Source organism: Cryobacterium sp. LW097 (assembly GCF_002205495.2).
Taxonomy (GTDB): Bacteria; Actinomycetota; Actinomycetes; order Actinomycetales; family Microbacteriaceae; genus Cryobacterium; species Cryobacterium zongtaii.
On record NZ_CP021992.1, the window covers coordinates 3107176 to 3128445 of the forward strand.

Below are 21270 nucleotides of genomic sequence, written 5' to 3' on the forward strand. Positions count from 1 at the left end.
TGTGCCTCTGCTCCCGATGGGCAGGAGCGCCACTCGTCATGATGATTCTACCGGGCCACCAATCGTAGAACCCCACCCCGTTGGTAGAGCTTGTCGAAACCAGGTGACGTGCGCTGAGAAGTCGGCTTACCGGACGTCGACAAGCCCGATCAACGTGGGGGCTCGAACCGCGGGACGGGCTCGATCACGTGGCTCACGCGCACGCACCCTCAATGCCAAAATCACTTAGCCGTAACTCGACCCCATTGAGCTCAACCCGGTTCTCCCCGTCTGGGTATGTCAAGCCGTTGTAGTTTGACCCGTAGACCAGCAGCGCTTCCGCAGCGAGCCGCCTCGCCGTCGCCAGTTCCTCATCGCTGCCGAACCTGTACGACTTCACCTTCGTGCGCAATTCGACCGCCGCGCTAACACCGAAAGCCGTGAGCTCGACCAGGAAATATGTTTCGCCACTCACGGCGTCCCTCACGGGTCTTCTAAGCGACTCAAACGGGATCTAAGGATCGCCCCAAGTCAGGATGAACCCGTCCTGCTCCATTTGACATCGAAGCGGCACTCACTACATGCCACGGCCCAAACCTAACGCGCCTGTCGAACCCGGTGACCATGCGTTTAGAGGTCGTCTAGCCAGATCTCGACAAGCTCGATCAACGTGGGGGGGCCGGTTAACGGGGAATGGCCCCCTGCCGAAGCAGGGGGCCATCCTCGGCAATCACACTCGGTTAGTTGTACGTACCGGGGGTGAAGTCGTCCGACGAGAAGCTGTCGAAGTCGACGAAGCACAAGGTCCTTGATAGAGCGTCGTCGAGCAGCTCAATGGAGAATTATTTGCAGGCCAGACGAGAGCGCCAGCGGGGCAGACCAGAATCTGACGTCACGGGGCAGTTCCGTATTTCGACTCTAGCCACTCCAGCGGGATAGCGAGCGTGTAGTCGCTGTGGACGTAAAATTCGGGCACGCCTAGCTCTTGAGCCTGCTCCACAATTGATAGCCGCTCACGGCCATCTGACCGCCGCACGCTGAAATTGATCCTCTGGTTTTCCTCAGGAATGACGCTAGTCGCAGCCGCCAGCATGGCGTCGATCTGGGCGGCAGTGACCTGTTCCCCGGTCATCGCCACAGAGACGTTCAAGAACTTCGCCAGCCCATCAATCGCAGGAACAACCCTCACCTTTGAGATCTCATTGGAACTTGCCTTCACTGCATCAACCACTGGCATGTTCGCCTCGTCCTCGCTCACTTGGGCGGAGTTCGGCCCTCCGGCTGAATCGGTGTTCGCCGGCTCGCCAGCTTCGCCGGGAAGAATGGAGCATCCCGCCACGAGCAGAAGAACCAGCCCCGCAGGCAGGAACGCGCGAGCCGCCCTCCACCCCGTGAATCCCGTTAAATGGGACCTGACCACGCGCTTCAGTGATTGAGTACTGCTTGTGTTCATGAGTGGAGTCCCCCGGGATTTCGGCCGTCGACCCGCCCCGGCCGTGTTGAGGCCAACCGTAGCGGATACGATCGGCCCCGACGGACGGTCCAGGCGGGCCAGGCCGTTCTAGGGCCCGAAATGGGGGTGCCGGTGATTGAGGCCGGTGGAACTCGACAAGCTCGATCAACGGTGGGGCGTTAACGGGGGATGGCCCCCTGCCGAAGCAGGGGGCCATCCGGGAATCACACTCGGTTAGTTGTACGTACCGGGGGTGAAGTCGTCCGACGAGAAGCTGTCGAAGTCGACGAAGCTCAGGTCACCCTCGGTGAACGCTGCATCATCAGTGAAGATGCGGTTCGGGTAACGCTCAGCCTTGGCTTCATCCGTTGCCTCGACGTTGACGTCGCGGTAACGGGGAAGACCGGTGCCGGCCGGGATCAACTTACCGATGATCACGTTCTCCTTCAGGCCCATCAGCGGGTCGCTCTTGCCTTCCATGGCCGCCTGGGTCAGAACCCGGGTGGTCTCCTGGAAGGAAGCGGCCGACAGCCACGACTCGGTAGCCAGCGAAGCCTTGGTGATACCCATGACTTCCTGACGAGCCGAAGCCGTCTTCTTGCCCTCGGTGAGCGCGGTGCGGTTGAGCTCGTTGTACTTCAACCGGTCAACGAGCTCGCCCGGCAGCAGGCCGGTGTCGCCGTGCTCCACCACAGTCACCTTGCGAAGCATCTGACGAACGATGACCTCGATGTGCTTGTCGTGAATCGGCACGCCCTGCGAACGGTAGACATCCTGCACGCCACCAACGAGGTGCTTCTGCACCGCACGGACACCCTTGACGCGAAGAACTTCCTTCGGGTCGACGGCGCCGATGATGATCTGCGTGCCGAGCTCCACGTGCTGGCCATCCTCAACGAGGAGGGTCGCGCGCTTGAGCACCGGGTAGGCGATTGCTTCGTCACCGTTGTCGGGGGTCAGGATCACCTTGCGGCTACGATCCGTGTCCTCGATGGTGATGCGGCCAGCAACGTCGACGATCGGCGATGCGCCCTTGGGGGTACGCGCCTCGAAGAGCTCCTGCACCCGGGGCAGACCCTGGGTGATGTCGTCTGCGGATGCGGAACCACCGGTGTGGAAGGTACGCATGGTCAGCTGCGTGCCGGGCTCACCGATCGACTGTGCGGCGATGATGCCGACGGCCTCTCCGATGTCCACGAGCAGGCCGGTAGCGAGCGAACGGCCGTAGCAGACCGCACACACACCGACAGCAGACTCGCAGGTCAGCACCGAGCGCACCTTGATGTTCTCGACGCCGGCGGCAACCAGCTTCTCGATCATCACGTCACCGACGTCGTCTCCGGCGTCAGCAACGACCTCACCCTTGGCGTTGACCGCGGGGGCGGCCAGGCTGCGGGCGTAGACCGCGTTCTCCACGTTGGGGTGACGTGAGAGAGCGCCGGCGGCGTCGACCGTGGCGATCGGCAGTTCCAGACCCTTGGTCGTACCGCAGTCGTCTTCGCGGATGATGACATCCTGCGAGACGTCGACGAGACGACGGGTGAGGTACCCGGAGTCTGCGGTACGCAGAGCGGTGTCGGCCAGACCCTTACGAGCACCGTGAGTAGCAATGAAGTACTCGGCGACGGACAGGCCTTCGCGGTAGCTCGAGATAATCGGGCGAGGGATGATCTCACCCTTCGGGTTGTTAACCAGACCACGCATACCGGCGATGTTTCGCACCTGCAGCCAGTTACCACGAGCACCAGAGGTAACCATCCGGTTGATCGTGTTGTCGGCCGGGAAGTTCGCCTGCATGGCCGCGGCGACGTCTTCGGTCGCCTTGGTCCAGATCTGGATGAGCTCCTGACGACGCTCGAGGTCGGTCGTGAGACCCTTCTCGAACTGCGACTGAACCTTCGCGGCCATCTTCTCGTAGGTACCGACGATCTCCTTCTTGTTCGGAGGCGTCAGGATGTCGCTGAGCGCGACGGTCACACCGGAGCGGGTGGCCCAGTAGAAGCCGGCGTCCTTGATGCGGTCCAGCGTTGCCGCTACTTCCACCTTCGGGTACCGCTCGGCGAGGTCGTTCACGATGGCCGAGAGGGTGCCCTTGTCGGCAACCTTCTCGAAGTACGGGTAGTCAGCCGGCAGCGCCTCGTTGAAGATTGCGCGGCCCAGCGTGGTGTTCACCAGTACGGTTCCGACGGCCTGACCATCGACCAGCTCAACACCATCGGGCTGAGTGCCCTCGGTGAAGTACAGGTCGCTGATGCGGATGCGCACCTTGGCGTTCAGGTCGAGCGACTTCTGGTCGTGCGCCAGGATGGCCTCCGAGACAGAGGTGAACGCGCGGCCTTCGCCGGTGACGCCGTCCTTGAGCGTGGTCAGGTGGTGCAGACCGATGATCATGTCCTGGGTGGGCAGGGTCACCGGGCGACCGTCAGACGGCTTCAGGATGTTGTTCGAGGCGAGCATCAGGATGCGCGCTTCGGCCTGGGCCTCCATGGACAGCGGCAGGTGCACAGCCATCTGGTCACCGTCGAAGTCGGCGTTGAACGCCGCACAGACGAGGGGGTGCAGCTGGATGGCCTTACCCTCCACGAGCTGAGGTTCGAAGGCCTGGATACCGAGGCGGTGCAGCGTGGGTGCACGGTTCAGCAGAACCGGGCGCTCACGGATGATCTCCTCGAGCACGTCCCACACCTGGGGGCGGCTGCGCTCGACCATGCGCTTGGCGGCCTTGATGTTCTGAGCGTGGCTCAGGTCGATCAGGCGCTTGATCACGAACGGCTTGAAGAGCTCCAGAGCCATCTGCTTGGGCAGACCACACTGGTGCAGCTTCAGCTGCGGGCCGACAATGATGACCGAACGGCCGGAGTAGTCAACGCGCTTACCGAGCAGGTTCTGACGGAACCGACCCTGCTTACCCTTGAGCATGTCGCTCAGGGACTTGAGGGCGCGGTTACCGGTACCCGTGACGGGACGGCCACGACGACCGTTGTCGAAGAGCGCGTCAACGGCCTCCTGCAGCATCCGCTTCTCGTTGTTCACGATGATCTCGGGGGCACCGAGGTCAAGCAGACGACGCAGACGGTTGTTGCGGTTGATCACACGACGGTAGAGGTCGTTGAGGTCGGAGGTCGCGAAACGGCCACCGTCGAGCTGCACCATCGGGCGCAGTTCCGGCGGGATGACCGGCACGACGTCGAGCACCATCGCGGCCGGCGAGTTGCCGGTCATGATGAAGGCGTTGACGACGCGCAGACGCTTGATGGCGCGGATCTTCTTCTGACCCTTGCCCTCGGCGATCTGCAGGTGCAGGTTTTCGCTCTCGGTGACCAGGTCGAAGGCCTCGAGGCGCTTCTTGATGGCCTCGGCGCCCATGAAGGCCTCGAAGTACATGCCGAAGCGGTCCTGGAGCTCGTGGAAGACGGAGTCTTCCGGCTTCAGGTCGCCGACCTTGAGGGTGCGGAAGTCTTCCCAGACACGCTCGAGGTGAGCAATCTGCTCGTCGAGGGCCTTGCGAACCTGCGACATCTCCTTCTCGGCGGCGTCCTTGGTGCGCTTCTTCTGGTCGCTCTTGGCGCCTTCGGCCTCCAGTGCTGCGAGGTCGGTTTCGAGGCGCTGCAGGCGGTCGGCGATGCGGGAGTCGCGGCTGCCTTCGAGGGTCTTGATCTCGAGACGCAGTTCGTTCTCCAGCCCAGGCATGTCCTGGTGGCGACCGTCTTCGTCAACCTCGATGACCATGTAGGCAGCGAAGTAGATGACCTTTTCGAGGTCCTTCGGAGCCATGTCCAGCAGGTAACCGAGACGCGAGGGCACACCCTTGAAGTACCAGATGTGGGTGACCGGGGCGGCGAGTTCGATGTGGCCCATGCGCTCACGGCGCACCGACGACTTCGTGACCTCTACGCCACAGCGCTCACAGACGATGCCTTTGAAGCGCACTCGCTTGTACTTGCCGCACGAGCACTCCCAGTCGCGGGACGGTCCGAAGATCTGCTCTCCGAAGAGACCGTCCTTTTCCGGCTTGAGTGTGCGGTAGTTGATGGTTTCGGGCTTCTTGACCTCACCGTGCGACCAACGACGGATGTCGTCAGCGGTGGCCAGGCCAATGCGAAGCTCGTCAAATGTTGTTACGTCGAGCAATTTCTCTCCTTGGAAAGTTTTCGAGTATTCGTCAGTGGCCTGGTTTAGATGTCGTCGATTGACGACGACTCAAACCGGGTGGAAATGTTGATGCCCAGTTCCTCCGCTGCGCGGAAGACCTCGTCATCCGTGTCGCGCAGGCTGACTGCGGTTCCATCGGCCGAGAGCACCTCGACGTTCAGGCACAGCGACTGCATTTCCTTGATCAGAACCTTGAAGCTCTCGGGGATACCGGGTTCCTGGATGTTCTCGCCCTTGACGATGGCTTCGTACACCTTGACGCGGCCGAGGATGTCGTCCGACTTGATGGTCAGGAGTTCCTGCAGGGCGTAAGCGGCTCCATATGCTTCGAGCGCCCACACCTCCATCTCACCGAAACGCTGTCCACCGAACTGCGCCTTACCACCCAGCGGCTGCTGCGTGATCATGGAGTACGGGCCCGTCGAACGTGCGTGGATCTTGTCGTCGACGAGGTGGTGCAGCTTCAGGATGTACATGTATCCGACCGCGATGGGCATCGGGTACGGCTCGCCGGAGCGACCATCGAACAGCTGCGTCTTTCCAGTCGAGTCGATCAGGCGGTCGCCGTCACGAGTCAGAGTCGTCGAGTCGAGCAGACCGGCGATTTCTTCCTCGAGCGCGCCGTCGAACACCGGGGTCGCGACCTTGGTGTTCGGGGCGGCGCTGTGCGCGGCTTCGGGAAGACGGCCGGCCCACTTGGGCTTACCCTCGACCTGCCAGCCCTGCTTGGCGATCCACCCGAGGTGGGTCTCCAGCACCTGACCGAAGTTCATGCGGCCCGGGATACCCAGCGGGTTCAGGATGATGTCAACCGGGGTTCCGTCGGCGAGGAACGGCATGTCCTCGACCGGCAGGATCTTCGAGATGACACCCTTGTTGCCGTGACGACCGGCGAGCTTGTCACCCTCGGTGATCTTGCGCTTCTGGGCGATGAAGACGACAACACGCTGGTTGACGCCCGAGCCGAGCTCGTCGTCGCCATCCTGCGAGTCGAAAACCTTGACACCGATGATGGTGCCACGCTCACCGTGGGGAACCTTCAGGGAAGTGTCGCGAACTTCGCGGCTCTTCTCGTTGAAGATCGCGCGCAGCAGGCGCTCCTCGGCGGACAGCTCGGTCTCGCCCTTCGGCGTGACCTTGCCCACGAGGATGTCGCCGGGGCGAACCTCGGCGCCGATGCGGATGATGCCACGCTCGTCCAGGTCTGCAAGCAGGTCCGGGGAGACGTTGGGCAGGTCGCGAGTGATCTCTTCCTTGCCCAGCTTGGTGTCGCGCGCATCCACTTCGTACTCTTCGATGTGAATCGAGGAGAGAACGTCGTCCTTCACCAGGTTCTGGCTCAGGATGATGGCGTCCTCGAAGTTGTGACCCTCCCATGACATGAATGCCACGAGGAGGTTCTTTCCGAGTGCGAGCTCACCGTTGTCGGTAGCGGGACCATCTGCGATGACCTCGCCGGCCTCGATACGCTCGCCGGCGTTGACGATGACGCGGTGGTTGTAGCTGGTGCCCTGGTTGGAGCGGCTGAACTTGCGCAGGTAGTAGTCCTGCGTTCCGCCCTCGTCGAGCTGGATGGTGACGACGTCAGCCGACACCTCCATGACCACACCGGACTTCTGTGCGGTGAGCACGTCGCCGGCGTCGATGGCCGCGAAGCCCTCCATACCGGTCCCGACCAGCGGGCTGTCGCTGAGCAGCAGCGGCACAGCCTGACGCTGCATGTTGGCACCCATGAGTGCGCGGTTAGCATCGTCGTGCTCGAGGAAGGGGATGAGCGAGGTCGCGACGGAAACCATCTGGCGCGGCGAGACATCCATGTAGCCGATGTCTTCTGCCGGGAAGAGGTCAACCTCTCCACCCTTCTTACGCGCGAGAACACGGGTCTCGGCGAAGCGGGCGGCCTTGGTCAGCGGGGCGTTGGCCTGCGCGACGATGTACTCGTCTTCCTCACTTGCGGTGAGGTAGTCGATCGTCGTGGAGACGACACCATCGATGACACGACGGTACGGGGTCTCGATGAAACCGAAGGCGTTGATCCGCGCGAACGAGGCGAGCGAACCGATCAGGCCGATGTTCGGGCCTTCCGGGGTTTCAATCGGGCACATGCGGCCGTAGTGCGACGGGTGAACGTCTCGCACCTCGACACCTGCGCGGTCACGGGACAGACCACCCGGGCCCAGCGCGGACAGGCGACGCTTGTGCGTCAGTCCGGCGAGCGGGTTGTTCTGGTCCATGAACTGCGACAGCTGCGACGTACCGAAAAACTCCTTGATCGCGGCGACGACGGGGCGCACGTTGATCAGGGTCTGCGGGGTGATCGCTTCGATGTCCTGCGTGGTCATGCGCTCGCGAACGACGCGCTCCATGCGGGACAGGCCGGTGCGGACCTGGTTCTGGATGAGCTCGCCGACGGCGCGGATACGACGGTTGCCGAAGTGGTCGATGTCGTCGATGTCGATGCGGATGCCGGTCTCGACGCCGTCGCGGGTGCCGCGGATCGTGGTCTGGTTGTCGTGCAGCGCAACCAGGTACTTGATCGTGGCCAGGATGTCCTGGAGCGTGAGAACGGAGTCGGTGAGCGGCGCCTCGAGGCCCAGCTTGCGGTTGATCTTGTAACGACCAACCTTGGCCAGGTCGTAGCGCTTGGAGTTGAAGAAGAAGTTGTCCAGCAGCGCACGCGCGGCCTCGGCGGCGACCTGTTCTCCCGGGCGCAGCTTGCGGTAGATGTCCTTGAGGGCTTCTTCCTTGGTGAGGATGTTGTCCTTCTCAAGGGTGAGCTCGATGGACGCGAAGCCCTTGAACTCCTCGAGGATCTCTTCGGAGGTGAGTCCGAGGGCCTTGAGGAACACCGTGACGGACTGCTTGCGCTTGCGGTCGATGCGAACGCCGACCTGGTCGCGCTTGTCGATCTCGAATTCGAGCCAGGCACCACGGCTCGGGATGACGCGGGCGGAGTAGATGTCCTTGTCGGAGGTCTTCTCCTGTTCGCGGTTGAAGTACACACCGGGCGAACGCACCAGCTGGGACACGACGACACGCTCGGTGCCGTTGATCACGAAGGTGCCCTTGGGGGTCATCAGCGGGAAGTCGCCCATGAACACGGTCTGGGTCTTGATCTCACCGGTGAGGTGGTTCATGAACTCAGCGTTCACATACAGCGGTGCGGAATAGGTCTTGCCCTTTTCCTTGCACTCGTCGATGGTGTACTTCTCCGGCTCGAGCTCCGGGTTGGTGAAGGACAGCTGCATCGTCTCGCTGAGGTCCTCGATCGGCGAGATCTCCTCGAAGATCTCGTCGAGACCGGTGCGAGCGTTCAGGTCGTGACGACCGGCAGCCTGGGCCTCGGCGAGGCGAGCTTTCCAGATGTCGTTTCCGACGAGCCAGTCAAAGCTCTCGGTCTGCAAAGCGAGCAGATCGGGAACCGTGAGGTTGTCAGAAATCTTTGCGAACGAAAGACGGCCAGCAGCTCGTCCGTTCTTGGGTGAATTGGTGGTTGCGTTGCGCGCAGCAGCCAAGGAAGTAACCTCCGTGGACCCCGTCAGGTCTAATCACTGTTAGTAATTTGGTATGGACTCCGCAGATCCTGAGCAGGGATGTCCATCCTGAGATATGAGGACATCCGGCTCAGAAATGTGCTGCAAGGTGGCTTGAGCACGCAAAGCCGACCGCAATATGAAGGCAGAGTTAAATCTGGGAGCGCAAAGGTCAACTATATGCCGTTGTTGCGCCCGTGTCTACTGGAATGTTGACCTTCGCCAAATTCTCAGGTATAACCCGGTTTCACCGGCCGGCTGGAGCGGCGGGCGGGGTGTTGAGTTGCTCCATTGTGCCTCATCCGGCAGCGTCCTGCTGCGGCCGTCGAGCGCGTGTCGTCGGTATCGCGCAGCCATCCGCTCCGGGCGTGGTCGCCGACTTGCCAGTTGGCGCCGTGTGGCGGGCCCTGAAGGGGCGTCAAGTGGCACCTCACCGCAGGGGCCGGTGGTGAATTGCCAGTTGGCGCCCGCCGCTGGCCCCTGTGGGGGCGTCAACTGGCAACTCAGCTCAGCGACGGCCGCATCGTGGCTCCCGATTTGCCGCAAAGTACCCCTTCAGCGCCCGCTAAGGGTGCATGCGGCGCAAGTCGGGGGGCGGGTTCTGCGCGATTTGCCGCAAAGCGCCCCTTCCGGGCCCGCTACGGGTGCTTGTGGCACAAGTCGGCGCACGGATGCGCGGGGCTGTCAGACTGGGGGGATGAGCAGGGGCGAGCACGAACATCCGACGATCACACTGAAACTGAGCGGGCACCAGGCCGTCATCGAGCCGGACCGGTTCACGCCGGGCAGCTACCAGCTGGTGGTGGACGGCACCCCGCAGTCGCACGTGAACATCGACAACCCCGACGAGTTGTTCTTCGAATACATCCAGCGCATCGGGCACGTCATCGACCTGATCGGCGACCCTGGCGAGGCCATCACGGCCGTGCACCTCGGCGCCGGCGCGCTCACCCTGCCCCGCTATGTGGAGGCGACCCGGCCCGGCTCCCGCCAGCAGGTGGTGGAGATCGAGAGCGACCTCATCGACTTCGTACGCGCCGAACTGCCCTGGGACAAGCGCGCCAACCTGCGGGTGCGGCACGGTGACGCCCGCGAGGTGCTGGGCAAGTTGCCCGCTGGGCTGCACGGCTCGGTGGACCTCGTGGTCGTCGACATCTTCTCGGGCGCCCGCACCCCGGCGCACGTGACCAGCCGGGAGTTCTACGAGCTGGCCGCTCCGCTGCTGTCGCCGCGCGGTGTGCTCGCGGTGAACGTGGCGGATGGGCCGGGCCTCGCGTTCGCCCGCAGCCAGGCCGCCACGCTGTCGGCCGTGTTCGGGCACGTCATCGGCCTCGCCGAGACGCAGGTGCTCAAGGGGCGCCGGTTCGGCAACATCGTCTTCGTGGCCGCGCACACCCCGCTCGACCTGCACTGGGTGCCGCGCCTGCTGGCCGGCGGCCCGCATCCGGCCAAGGTCGTCGAGGGCGCCGAGCTGGCCCAGTTCATGTCGGCCGCGTCGGTGTCCACGGATGCTACCGCCACGCCGTCGCCGCTGCCCGGCCGCACCGTGTTCCAGATCGGCAACTGAGCGCCCTCGCTCACGGTTCTCAGGACCAGGCCAGCGCGCTAGCGGCTGAGCCGGATGGTGTCCCCCAGCGTTGCCGTGCCCTCCGCATCGGGCCGGTAGTACTGGAGCACGAACTCATCGGCCGTCGCCTCGATCACGCTCGCCCCGGTCCCCTCCAGGCAGAGCCGACTTCCCTCTCGCAGTTCGACGGGACACACGCGGGTGTTGGCCGTACCCCCGATGCCGGCGGTGAGGTAGTGCAGACCATCGACCACGACGTCCTCATAGATGTGCTGATGGCCCGCGATGACAATATCGGCCCCCCACCCGGCGTAGTCCCAGCCAGCGGTGGGCCGCATCTCCCGGTTGTCTTCGTGGACGCCGGAGGTGTAGGCGGGGCGGTGGAACAGCACCACGTTCCAGGCATCCGGTCGCTCGGCACGCTGGTCAGTGAGCGTTTCCTTCAACCAGCCCCGCTGGATCTCCAACTCCTCTGGGGTGGTCTCGCTGTCCAGCACGATCAGGGTGACGTCGCCGACATCCTGTGTGTACCAGCGCTGCTGCTCGTCGGCGGCCGTGCTGAGGTACGGGAAGGCCGCACGATAGGCGTCGAGGCCGGCACCCACATCGGAGTAGTCGTGGTTGCCGAGCGTGGGCCACAGAGGTGGCGCGCCCCGCCCGTCCTCGCCTTGCTCGAAGTAGCCCCAGACCGATTCGGCATACGGAGTGCAGTCGACTTCGTTCTGGGTGTTGTCTCCGGCGGTCACGATGGCGTCCACGCCCCAGGAGGCGACCTGATCCGCCGTCCATTGTTCTCCGGCGTCGCACGTCCCGAAGTCGGAGATGAGCGCCAACCGGGTCGGCGGTGGCGGAGACGGTTCGATGCTTTCGGAGGGTCTCGGGTCGGAATTGGCCGGGGGAACGAATACGCATCCGGCCAGGACGAGAACAGCAGCCGCGGAGGCGACCACGCCCACCACTGTGCGGCGGGCGCTTCGGCCATCCACTGCTCTCTTCTTCCGAGTCCTCACGTGTGACAGACCCCAATTCGGCTCAACACTTCGTCGCTCCCTAGGGCAGCGCCGGAAGGGTGGGCGTTGCCTTGGCCAGCAGGCGCACCTGGATCGCCTCGATTTGCTTGGACTGACCGGTCGTGCCCGCAGAGGCACCATTGCTCACCCACGGCTGCCAGCCGATGTCCTGCACGTGGGTGCGGTACGAGATGTCGTACTGGGAGGCCAGCTCCCCGGTCAGGCGGAACTGGATTCCCTCCATCTGCAGGGCTCGCCCGGTCGTCCCGATGTTGGAGGTAGGACGCCAACCCATCCAGCCGATGTTCTGAACGTGGGCGTTGGCCTCGATGTTCGCGACCGCAGGGGATCCCGGCGTCTCGACGACGAGCGATTCCATCTGCCTGAACTGGCCAAGGGTGCCCCCTACCTGGCCGGTGTTCACTTTGCGCTGCCAGCCGACATCCTGCAGGTGGGCCTTGTACCGGAGCATCGGTGTGGCGCCCTGTTCCTTGATCAGCATCGTGGCGCGCGTGGCGAGCCAGTCGCGGAGGTAGCCGACCTCGCCGGCGTAGGTGCTGTGGTAGTTCTTGCCGAAACCGGCGATCAGTAGCGTCGGCGTGCCCAGAATGGGCCACACGGCGAAGTTCGCAGCGGCGGAGGCCGCGATTTCGCTCTCCCAGCGGGTGATCTTGGCAGGCATCAGACCGACCTCGTGGGAGATACCCGCTTGCCACAGTTCGTTGGCGCGCTGGACGAATTCCTTGGAACGGAACAGGTCGAAGTAGAAGCCGTTGCCCTGCTGCCGCAGAATCTGCGCATTCTTCGCGTAGTCGGCCTGCGGATCCGAGCCGAGATGCAGCGCGCGGTCGTAGTTGCCCAACGCGCTATCGAAGTCCCACACCGGTCCGGCGAACAGCTTGCTGGCAGGTCCGTTTTTGTAGAAGTAGACGCTTGACTGCGTGATCTCAGGATTGGCTGTCTGTTCGAACACGTAATAGAACTTGACGAACGAGTCAACGTCGATCAGGGCGCTCAGCGCCACCCAGTCGACCTGCGGCGCCGCCAGGATCGCGTCCACCCTGTTCAGGGTGTTCTGGATGTCGTTCCAGCCGGCCTGGGTCTCGGCTGGAAGCGGACCCCCGTCCGGAACGCCGGCCTTCGAGTCCTTCAGGACGAACAGTGACCTACTGGTCGCGGTTCGGAAGTTGTAGGGCTCGGCCAGGCCATAGTTGTTGTCCAACTCGACCATCACGCCCGTCGGGTCAGTGAGGTCCACGCGGTTCGTCTTGACCTCGGTCTTCTCGCTGATCAGATAGTTGCCGAGGTAGGCGCCGTTGACCCGGAGGTCGACCCATCTGGACTCGGGCGAGTAGGCCAGCCCGATTGACGTGGCCAGTTCGAAGGCGGCCTTGTTGCGCATCAGCGACGCGTCGGCGGCGTTCGCGAGAAGAATCCACGTCTTCGACGGGGCCATGCCCAGAACAGCGGTGTTCTGCTCGAACTTGATCTGGTACGGCTTTTTGGCCAGGTTCCAGGTGTAGTTGCCACGGCCCTTGATCTCGCCGAGAGCCGGCACCGAGATGCTGTTCACCCCGGCAGGGTCCTCGACAGTCATCGTTGTCGCGACCTTATTGTCTTTGGATGCGTGCACGTAGCTCAGCGTGTTGCGCGAGGCGTCTGGGTCGCTGAGGGTGATGTTCAGGGTAGGCAGGTTCGGTGTCTGTGGTGCTGCGGTGGCGTGTGTCGGGTCACCGACATTGACGAGGGTGATGGTGAGGGCGGCGGTCATGATGACGACCAACGCTCGCAGGGCTAGGCCCTCGCGAGACTGTATCTGCATTGGAGAGGCCTTTCGTGTGGTCCCCTCAACACGGGGACATAAGCCGGATAGCGAGTCGGCGTCGGCGTTGACGACGATGCCCGTCTGGTGGCACACCATACGCCTAACCTGAGGATCTCTCATGCCTCTTGCGCAGATGAAAGCTCGGGACATACCCCCGATCGGGCGTCAGCGCCTCGCCACCGGGGTTACTCTGGAGGGGAACCCGACCTCCCCGCGGCACCCCACGGCCGCCCTGTCAAGGACATCATCCTGACCATCATCACTGGCTACGACGCCGTCACCCTCCGGGAAAAAGTCGACCTTCCTGCCGCCGCAGAACGTCTCGACGACCTCGGCCAACTCCGCAGCCTCTCGGCGCTGAACGAGAAGGTCACCCTGCTGCGCTTGCTCGACCGCCTCGACGAGGCGTTCGAGATCGCCAACCAGGCATTGCGCCAGGCCCGGTTCACCGGTGACCGGCAGGACTTCGTACTGTGCCGCATCCGCCGCGCCCAGGTGATGCAGTTTCAGGCCAAGCTCGAGGAGGCCGCGTCCGAACTGACCCAGTGCGTGCTCGAGTCGGAGACGCACGAGTGGAACCTCACCGCCGCGTTCGCCCGGGAGACTCGCGGCAAGGTGCACTTCGAACAGGACGACCTCGACGGCGCCTTGGCCGACTTCACCGCCGCGGTGTTTCTGCGCGACAAGTCCGGGGCCTCGCCCGATGAGCTGGAGAGCGCCCTGATCGCCGTGGCCGTCGTGGAGTCCTTCATCGGCGAGCGCCGCGCCCTGCGCTGACGCCCCACCGCGCACCGCTCCCGGTGCCGGGGCACGGATCTGACCAATTCCAAGAGTTTCGTGGCATTCTGCAGGAGATATGCATCACAGACGGGTTTGGGCCGGCGTGGTCGCCGCGGGCATGGTGACATTGCTGTGCGCCTGCACGGCGAGCACTCCCCGGCCCAGCGCCAGCACCAGCACGCCGGCGCGGCCCACTCCGGCGGCGACCGCCCCGGCGGCGGACGCGACGCCCGTGCCGGTGCGTCCGCTGGGTGAGCCCGTCGTGATCGCGGAGGGGTTGGACGCTCCGTGGTCGATCCTGCGGTTGCCCAGCGGCGCCACCCTGATCAGCGAACGTGACACGGCCCTCCTGCGCGAGCTGCTGCCGGACGGTGGCCTGCGGGACGCCGGGACCGTCGCCGGGGTCGAACCGGTGGGCGAGGGCGGGCTGCTCGGGCTGGCGTTCCTGGCCGCGGGCGACGGCGCGGCCGACCCGACCACCCCTGATGCCGGCTGGGTCTACGCGTACTTCACCGCCGCATCCGACAACCGCATCGTGCGGATGCCGCTGACCGGCACCGCGGGCGGCCTCGGTCTCGGCGAGCCGGAGTCGGTGCTCAGCGGCATCCCCGCGGCAAGCAACCACAACGGCGGGCGCATCGGGTTCGGCCCGGACGGCCTGCTCTACGCCACCGTCGGCGACGCGGGCGAGTCCGGCAACGCGCAGGACCTCGGGTCGCTGGGCGGCAAGATCCTGCGCATGACCCCGACCGGGCAGGCCCCGGCCGACAACCCGTTCGGCAGCCTGGTCTACTCGTACGGCCACCGTAACCCGCAGGGCCTCGCCTGGGACTCGTCCGGGCAGCTCTGGGCCAGCGAATTCGGTCAGAACACCTGGGACGAGCTCAACCTGATCACCGCCGGCGGCAACTACGGTTGGCCCGAGGCGGAGGGTGCAGGCGGCGGTGGCGCCTTCATCGACCCCGTGCAGCAGTGGTCCACCGATGAGGCGAGCCCGAGCGGCCTGGCCGTGGTGAACGACACCCTGTTTCTGGCCGCGCTCCGCGGCGAGCGGCTGTGGCGCGTCGATCCCTCCACAGGCACCGTCGATGGGTGGTTTGTCAACAGCTTCGGGCGCCTGCGCGATGTGGTGTCCGGGCCGGATGGCACACTGTGGTTCGTGAGCAACAATACGGATGGCCGGGGCGCCCCCTCCCCCGGCGACGACCGTCTTTACCAGGTGCAGGTGGGGCCCTGATGGCCGACCTGGTTCGGGTGCGCCACTGGGCGGACGCGCTGATAACCCTGCACCTTGACCCCAGCTGGTCCTTCGACTTCGACAACGCCAAGAAGCGCGCGGGGCTGTGCAACTTCACCGCCAAGAAGATCACCGTGTCCCGGTACCTGGCCGCCCGGTACGGCGACGACGAGATCCACCAGATCCTGCTGCACGAGGTGGCGCACGCCCTGGCCGGCGCCCGGGCCGGGCACGGCCCCGTCTGGCGGAGCGTGGCCCTCGGGCTCGGCTACGACGGCAAGCGCACCCACGACGGCGAGATCGCCGACGACTTGGCGCCGTGGGTGGGCACCTGCTCCGCCGGCCACACTCACTACCGGTACCGCCAACCCACTCGTCCGCTGGCCTGCGGGCTGTGCGGCCGCGGCTTCACGGCCGCGCACGTGATCACCTGGACCCGGCGCGAGATCACTCCGGCAGCCCGACGCCGAGCCGCCGCCGCCGCCCGCTGACGTCCACGGGCGGGACACACCTCGATCCCCGCCGCAGCAGCCGCGGTGGGGATCGAGGAATCAGCCGACGCCCGGGATGGGCGCCTTCTGGTGCTACCCGATGGGACGGGGATCGGGCGTGTCCGGGACATCCGCGATTTCGTTCGCGGGGATGTCGGCGTATGCGCCCAGCCCGTCGGTTCCGTAGCTGCGGTCGACGAGCACCTCAGCTCCATTGATGTCCACCCTCACCGTCGGCGCCAGCGTTCCGCCTCGACGGAAGTCATCCGACGTTCCGATGGTGTCGATGAAGGACTGAACCAGGCCGTCGGGCATGACGTAGTGCGAGTACGCCTGGAACTGCCCCGGGTGCTGGTTGAAGTCGGGCGCGAAGGGGAACCCGGCCGCGTAGTTGAGGTTGGACGGGCTGCCCAGGGCAAGACCCGAACCCCGGTTGACCGGCTCGAAGTCACTGCGCACGCCGTTACCGACGAAGCCGTACACACCTTCGGGACCGTCGATGCCCGGCGCGAACGTCGAACGGTGACTGATCGTGAAGATGTAGTACTTGCCGTCCTTCATGTAGATCTGAGGACGTTCCGTCTGGTCGGTCACGCAATTCGCTGACAGGATCGGTGGCAGGAAGTGCCACTGGGTCAGCGCCTTGTTGTCCGCGACCGCCAGGCCGACGTTACCCATCCGCAGGTTCGCGTCAGACGCGATCTCCGGCGGACCGCCCGGAACCCCCTGTCCGACCGGCACCTCACGTTGCGGATCGGCGGGATCGTAACCGAGGTCCTCTGCCGTGCACTCGACCGCCTCGCGGTCTCCTGCCGTGTTGCCTTCGAAGACCATGAAGGTCTTGCCGGGGTGAGCGGGATCCTCGAAGGTGAACGGGTCACGGAAGTTCACGGACGAGTTCTGGTCCTTGGTTTGGTACAGGGTGCCGTCTGGAACCAGCAGCTGGTGCTGGTCGCGGAAACCGGTGAGCCACACGCCGGTGTCATCGGCGAAGATCCGACCCTCGGTCTGCACGATACGCGGATCGGCCGGCTTCACGTCCTGACCGGCCGCGTCGCGGTAGAAGGCGACCGCCGTGTAGAACGTACGCAGCTTGTTGCCGGCGAAGATCCGGGTGGAACCGGACCATTCCGTCTGATGGCTGAACGACTGGTCCTCGTAGATCGCCCCGGAGGCGCCGTCAGGGAAAACCAGACCGCCGTAGGTCCAACCGCCGTTCTCCGGCCTCTGCTCGATCGGAACATCCGCCTTGCGGAAGAAGAAGCCGAGCTTGGCGTAGGTGTGTCGCTCATCAAAACCCAGATTGCGATCAGCGACCAGCGAGAAAATCACCTCCCACCCCTTGAAGCTGAGCTGATCGGCTTGACCGTTGGTCAGGGTCCAGGTGTCCCAGACCCACACCTGCCCGCCGCTCATGTCGGGAAAGCTCTGCGGGATGGTCGGCATGGTGTATTCCTCGGGCATCGAGTTCTCCCGCGGTGGTGCGCTGGGGTCACTCATCGCCTTCAGCTGCCGCGCGTCAGCGCGCGTCCAGCGTGAGGTGAAATCCGCCTCAGGCTCATAGGCCTGTTGGCTGTGCGGTGTGGGATTGGGAAAGCCCGGGTTGACGGGAACGAAGTCCGCCGCCTGGGCAGGAAGTGTGCCTAGGGCCAATGTGCCCGCGATGAGCATGGTGGCGGAGAGCAGGCCAATGGCCGCCCGCCGCGCTGGCCGGTATTGAATTTTCACGATGTCCGCTTTCGATCAAAGTTGGATGATCGACCGCTCAATGACGCTTACCCCAGGGCCAACCATCTGCCTCCCATCGCGAAAGGTCAAGCGTTCTTGAGAAAAAGTCAAGACTCCAGTCCGGGTTCTCGGCAATGTTGAGGGAATTTCAAAGCTTGAGATCCGCGTGATACTGCGGCAGGGGTCCCCCAGGGCACTCTCGCACCGAAATGGCGCTCTTGACGGTGGTTCTGGCACAGGCGTAACCTCCACGGAGATCTCTCAGGTGGCGTCTCTCCCCAGAAGCACCATCCATCGCGGTCGTCCCCCGACGACCCAACACCTGGAGAATCATGGATACCAAAACATCACGGCGCGCGGGCACCCTAGGACGGGGCCTTACCGCCGGCGTGGCCGCCGTTGCCGCCATACTGCTGACGGCCTCTCCCGCTCTCGCCGCCCCGTCCGTGTCAGTGTCGACACTGCGCGAGGTCTCTGCAGCGCAATTGGCCGATTCGCTCGCCGGCCGCGGGCTCAGAGTGCAGGACGCCACGTTCTCGGGCGTCGACGTGCAGGCCGGACTGTACACGGCTCCGATGCTCGAAAAACGGAATTCGTCCGGCGTCGCGCTCTCGACAGGGAGCCTCATCAACGCGGATCCACAGTCGGATGCCGACGTCGACTTCACCAGATCCTCGCTGATCGGACCCAATACGAGCCTGACGACAACGGGCGACTTCGGTGGAGCCGGCGATGCTGACCTCACCGCGCAAGCGGGAGTCTCCAGCTACGACGCCGCCGTGCTGACACTCACCGTGAAGCCCAAGCACAAGCATCTTTACCTCGAATACGGATTCGGCAGCGAAGAGTATGCGAACTGGACCGCCCAGGGATACAACGATGCGCTCGGCATCTGGGTGAACGGCCAGCTGTGTTCCACCGTTCCCCGCACCTCGGAACCCGCCGGAGTCAGCACCATCAACCCGACCGCCAACCCAGAACACTACGTGCCCAACTTCACCGACCGCACGCCGGGCACCCTGCCCACGGAAATGAACGGATTCACCAAGCCGCTCCAGTGCCACGCGAGAGTCACGCCCGGCACACCGGTCACTGTGAAGATCGCCGTGGCCGACACCCTTGACGGCCAACTCGACACGACTCTGCTGCTCGCGGCAAAGTCGCTCTACTCCAGCCCTTCGCGTCGCTGACGACATGGAGAGCTCGCCGGCCACTGCCGGGACCCCGACGGGAAAGAACGATGGGAAGAAGCGGCGTGCCCGCCTCATCGTGATCGCCTCCGTCGTGGTCCTCGCGGTGGCCGGCGCCCTAACGTGGGCGCTGCTGGCGCGGCCTACCGCGCAGCCACCCGTCACGTCGTCGCAGACGCCCGCGCCTCAGCCCACCGACGCCCGGCAATTCGAGCGACCGACTGACTGGTCCGACTACCGCCCGGCGTTGCACCTCACGCCTGCGCACAACTGGATGAACGACCCGCAACGCCCGTTCCTCCTTGACGATGTGTGGCATTACTACTACCTCTACAACGCCGACTACCCCAACGGGAACGGCACCGAGTGGTACCACGTCACCTCCACTGACCTCGTGCACTGGAAGGACGAGGGGGTGGCGATCGAGAAATACGGCAACGGCCTCGGTGACATCGAGACCGGAAGCACGGTCATCGACGTCGACAACACCGCCGGTTTCGGCGCCGGAGCGGTCATCGCGATCATGACCCAACAGGCCGACGGCATCCAGCGCCAGTCCCTGTTCTATTCGACGGACGACGGGTACACCTTCACCTCGTACGAGGCGAACCCCGTGATGGAGAACCCTGGGACGACGGATTTTCGCGACCCGAAGGTGATCTGGGATGCCGCCGGTCAGGTCTGGGTCATGGTGCTCGCCGAGGGAGCCAAGGTCGGCTTCTACACCTCGCCGGATCTCACCGAGTGGACCTACGTATCGAGTTTCGAGCGGGACGACCTGGGCACACTGGAGTGCCCCGACCTGTTCCAGATGTCCGTGGACGGGGACCCAGCGAACACCCGCTGGGTGCTGACCGCCAGCGCCCACGGCTCGAAGTACGACAAAACCACCGGTTTGGCCTACTGGACGGGAGACTGGAACGGCACATCGTTCACGCCCGACAGCGAGGCTCCGGGCTGGCTGGATGACGGGGCGGACTTCTATGCCGCGGTGACCTGGGACGACCCCCGCGAAAGCGCCGAGGAGAGACTGGCCAGCCGTTACGCGATCGGCTGGCTGAACAACTGGGGGTACGCCGGCGACCTGCCCACGACGGACTGGCAGGGCGGGATGTTCTCGATTGTGCGCAGCATCCGGCTGGTGGACCTCGACGGTGCCGCGACCCTCGTTTCGCAACCGGTGGATGCTCTTTCCGAACTCGGCGGGGAGGCGATAACCGCCGAAACGACTGTGCTGCCGCCCGGCGACTCGGATACTCTGCCGCAGCCCGGGACCGGTTCCTATCGGCTGCAGGTGACCCTGTCGCCCGACGAGGCCGGCCCGGCGCGGGAAGTGCGGTTGAAGATCAAGGACGGCGGCGGCCATTTTGTCACCGTCGGCTATGACTTCGCGCTGCAGAACGTGTTCATCGCCCGGGATGCCGATGCGGCCGCAGCCACCATGCCGGAGCTGTACCGGGCGGTCCGCGGGGTGTCCAGCCCGCTGCGAGATGGCGCCGTGGACCTCGACATCTTCGTCGACTATTCCTCCGTGGAAGTGTTCGCCGACGGCGGCCGGCAGACCCTCAGCTCGCTGGCTTTCGGGGAGCCGGGCGCCAACGGCCTTCGCGTGGAATCCGTTGACGGCAGCACGGTGGTCAGGTCACTGACCCTGACTCCGCTGGCCGTCGCGGCTCCGGAGCGCCAGTAGCTGCTCTCAGGCGGGGAAGGTGAAGTCGGTGACGACAGCGACCGCGGCATCCGTGGCCGGGGCCAGTGCGGCGGCGACAACTGCGGTCCGGCCGGTTTCGGCGAGGGCCTGACCGGTTTCGGAGGCCTTCACGAGGTGCTTCACGGCACGCCTGAGGCCCACGAAGCTCGCGGCAGCGGCGGCGGCTTCGGGTGAGCAGTGGTCGATGCCCCGTTCGGCGAGGGCGTCGATCACGGCGCCGGCCACGAGCAGGTCCTCCATGGCGAAGCGGATGGTGCCGTCGGCACGGCGCTCCCCCACCGCGACGACCGCCACCGAGAAACGGTCACCCTTCTCGGTCTGGCGGGCCAGCGCCCAGTCGGCCACGAGGGTGCTCGTGGCGAGGTCGGCCGCGATCACGGTGTGTGCGCCGAGCGGCGTGGGGAAGCCGCGCGCGACATCCACGGCCGGCAGGGCATCGGCGAGCACGACCACGTCGGCCTCGGCGGCGAGGGCCTGGAAGCCGGCGACGCCCCAGTCGAATCGGACCTGGTACTTGATCTGGGGCTCGGCGTCGCTCACCGGTTCAGAGTACCGGGCGCGGTGCTCTCCCGGCCGGGATTCTCGTCACCGGACGACACTGTCGGCGGGCAGAA

14 protein-coding genes are annotated in these 21270 nt (G+C 64.8%); 6 read left to right on the plus strand and 8 right to left on the minus strand.

Annotated elements, in window-relative coordinates; all coding sequences use genetic code 11:
* Window positions 1–193: 193 nt before the first annotated feature.
* From B7495_RS14625 to rpoB, 4 genes are all read right to left on the minus strand, one after another.
* A complete protein-coding gene (locus B7495_RS14625) occupies window positions 194–454 on the minus strand; it encodes a hypothetical protein (protein ID WP_151199588.1) in 261 nt (86 codons plus the stop codon).
* Window positions 455–871: 417 nt separating this feature from the next.
* A complete protein-coding gene (locus B7495_RS14630) occupies window positions 872–1237 on the minus strand; it encodes a hypothetical protein (protein WP_088457225.1) in 366 nt (121 codons plus the stop codon).
* Window positions 1238–1666: 429 nt separating this feature from the next.
* On the minus strand, window positions 1667–5563 hold the full coding sequence (locus B7495_RS14635; RefSeq protein WP_088457226.1) for a DNA-directed RNA polymerase subunit beta': 3897 nt from the start codon (window positions 5561–5563) through the stop codon (window positions 1667–1669).
* Between the two features lie 44 nt (window positions 5564–5607).
* Window positions 5608–9099 (minus strand): DNA-directed RNA polymerase subunit beta, encoded by a 3492-nt coding sequence (rpoB, locus tag B7495_RS14640; protein ID WP_088457227.1) that lies wholly within the window; start codon window positions 9097–9099, stop codon window positions 5608–5610.
* Window positions 9100–9814: 715 nt separating this feature from the next.
* On the opposite strand from rpoB, the gene B7495_RS14645 reads away from it, so the two are divergent.
* Entirely contained in the window at window positions 9815–10684 is an 870-nt protein-coding gene (locus B7495_RS14645) for a spermidine synthase (RefSeq protein WP_088457228.1), read from the plus strand.
* Between the two features lie 38 nt (window positions 10685–10722).
* Here B7495_RS14645 and B7495_RS14650 read toward each other — a convergent pair whose 3' ends face one another.
* Together B7495_RS14650 and B7495_RS14655 are read right to left on the minus strand one after the other, a co-directional pair.
* Complete coding sequence (locus tag B7495_RS14650; RefSeq protein WP_168195335.1) at window positions 10723–11670, minus strand: metallophosphoesterase; 948 nt, start codon at window positions 11668–11670, stop codon at window positions 10723–10725.
* A gap of 64 nt (window positions 11671–11734) precedes the next feature.
* A complete protein-coding gene (locus B7495_RS14655) occupies window positions 11735–13516 on the minus strand; it encodes a CotH kinase family protein (RefSeq protein ID WP_168195336.1) in 1782 nt (593 codons plus the stop codon).
* A gap of 87 nt (window positions 13517–13603) precedes the next feature.
* Between B7495_RS14655 and B7495_RS14660 the strand changes: the two genes are divergently transcribed.
* The 3 genes from B7495_RS14660 to B7495_RS14670 all read left to right on the plus strand — a co-directional run bounded on the left by B7495_RS14660 (window position 13604) and on the right by B7495_RS14670 (window position 16027).
* Complete coding sequence (locus tag B7495_RS14660) at window positions 13604–14296, plus strand: hypothetical protein (RefSeq protein WP_240632265.1); 693 nt, start codon at window positions 13604–13606, stop codon at window positions 14294–14296.
* A 79-nt stretch (window positions 14297–14375) separates the two neighbouring features.
* Window positions 14376–15536 carry a sorbosone dehydrogenase family protein gene (locus tag B7495_RS14665; RefSeq protein ID WP_088457231.1) on the plus strand — a complete coding sequence of 387 codons (1161 nt, stop codon included), beginning with the start codon at window positions 14376–14378 and terminating at the stop codon, window positions 15534–15536.
* A complete protein-coding gene (locus B7495_RS14670; RefSeq protein WP_088457232.1) occupies window positions 15536–16027 on the plus strand; it encodes a SprT-like domain-containing protein in 492 nt (163 codons plus the stop codon). Before B7495_RS14665 ends, B7495_RS14670 begins: the two co-directional genes overlap by 1 nt.
* 93 nt (window positions 16028–16120) lie before the next feature.
* Here the strand turns inward: B7495_RS14670 and B7495_RS14675 are convergent, their stop codons facing one another.
* Window positions 16121–17698: a glycoside hydrolase family 68 protein gene (locus tag B7495_RS14675; protein WP_088458115.1), complete on the minus strand. Its 1578-nt coding sequence runs from the start codon at window positions 17696–17698 to the stop codon at window positions 16121–16123.
* 389 nt (window positions 17699–18087) lie between these two features.
* Between B7495_RS14675 and B7495_RS14680 the strand changes: the two genes are divergently transcribed.
* On the plus strand, window positions 18088–18945 hold the full coding sequence (locus B7495_RS14680) for a choice-of-anchor L domain-containing protein (RefSeq protein ID WP_151199589.1): 858 nt from the start codon (window positions 18088–18090) through the stop codon (window positions 18943–18945).
* A gap of 4 nt (window positions 18946–18949) precedes the next feature.
* Window positions 18950–20635 (plus strand): glycoside hydrolase family 32 protein, encoded by a 1686-nt coding sequence (locus tag B7495_RS14685; protein WP_088457234.1) that lies wholly within the window; start codon window positions 18950–18952, stop codon window positions 20633–20635.
* Window positions 20636–20641: 6 nt separating this feature from the next.
* On the opposite strand, the gene B7495_RS14690 is transcribed toward B7495_RS14685, so the two are convergent.
* Window positions 20642–21196 (minus strand): 2-phosphosulfolactate phosphatase, encoded by a 555-nt coding sequence (locus B7495_RS14690; RefSeq protein WP_088457235.1) that lies wholly within the window; start codon window positions 21194–21196, stop codon window positions 20642–20644.
* Window positions 21197–21270 lie beyond the last annotated feature (74 nt).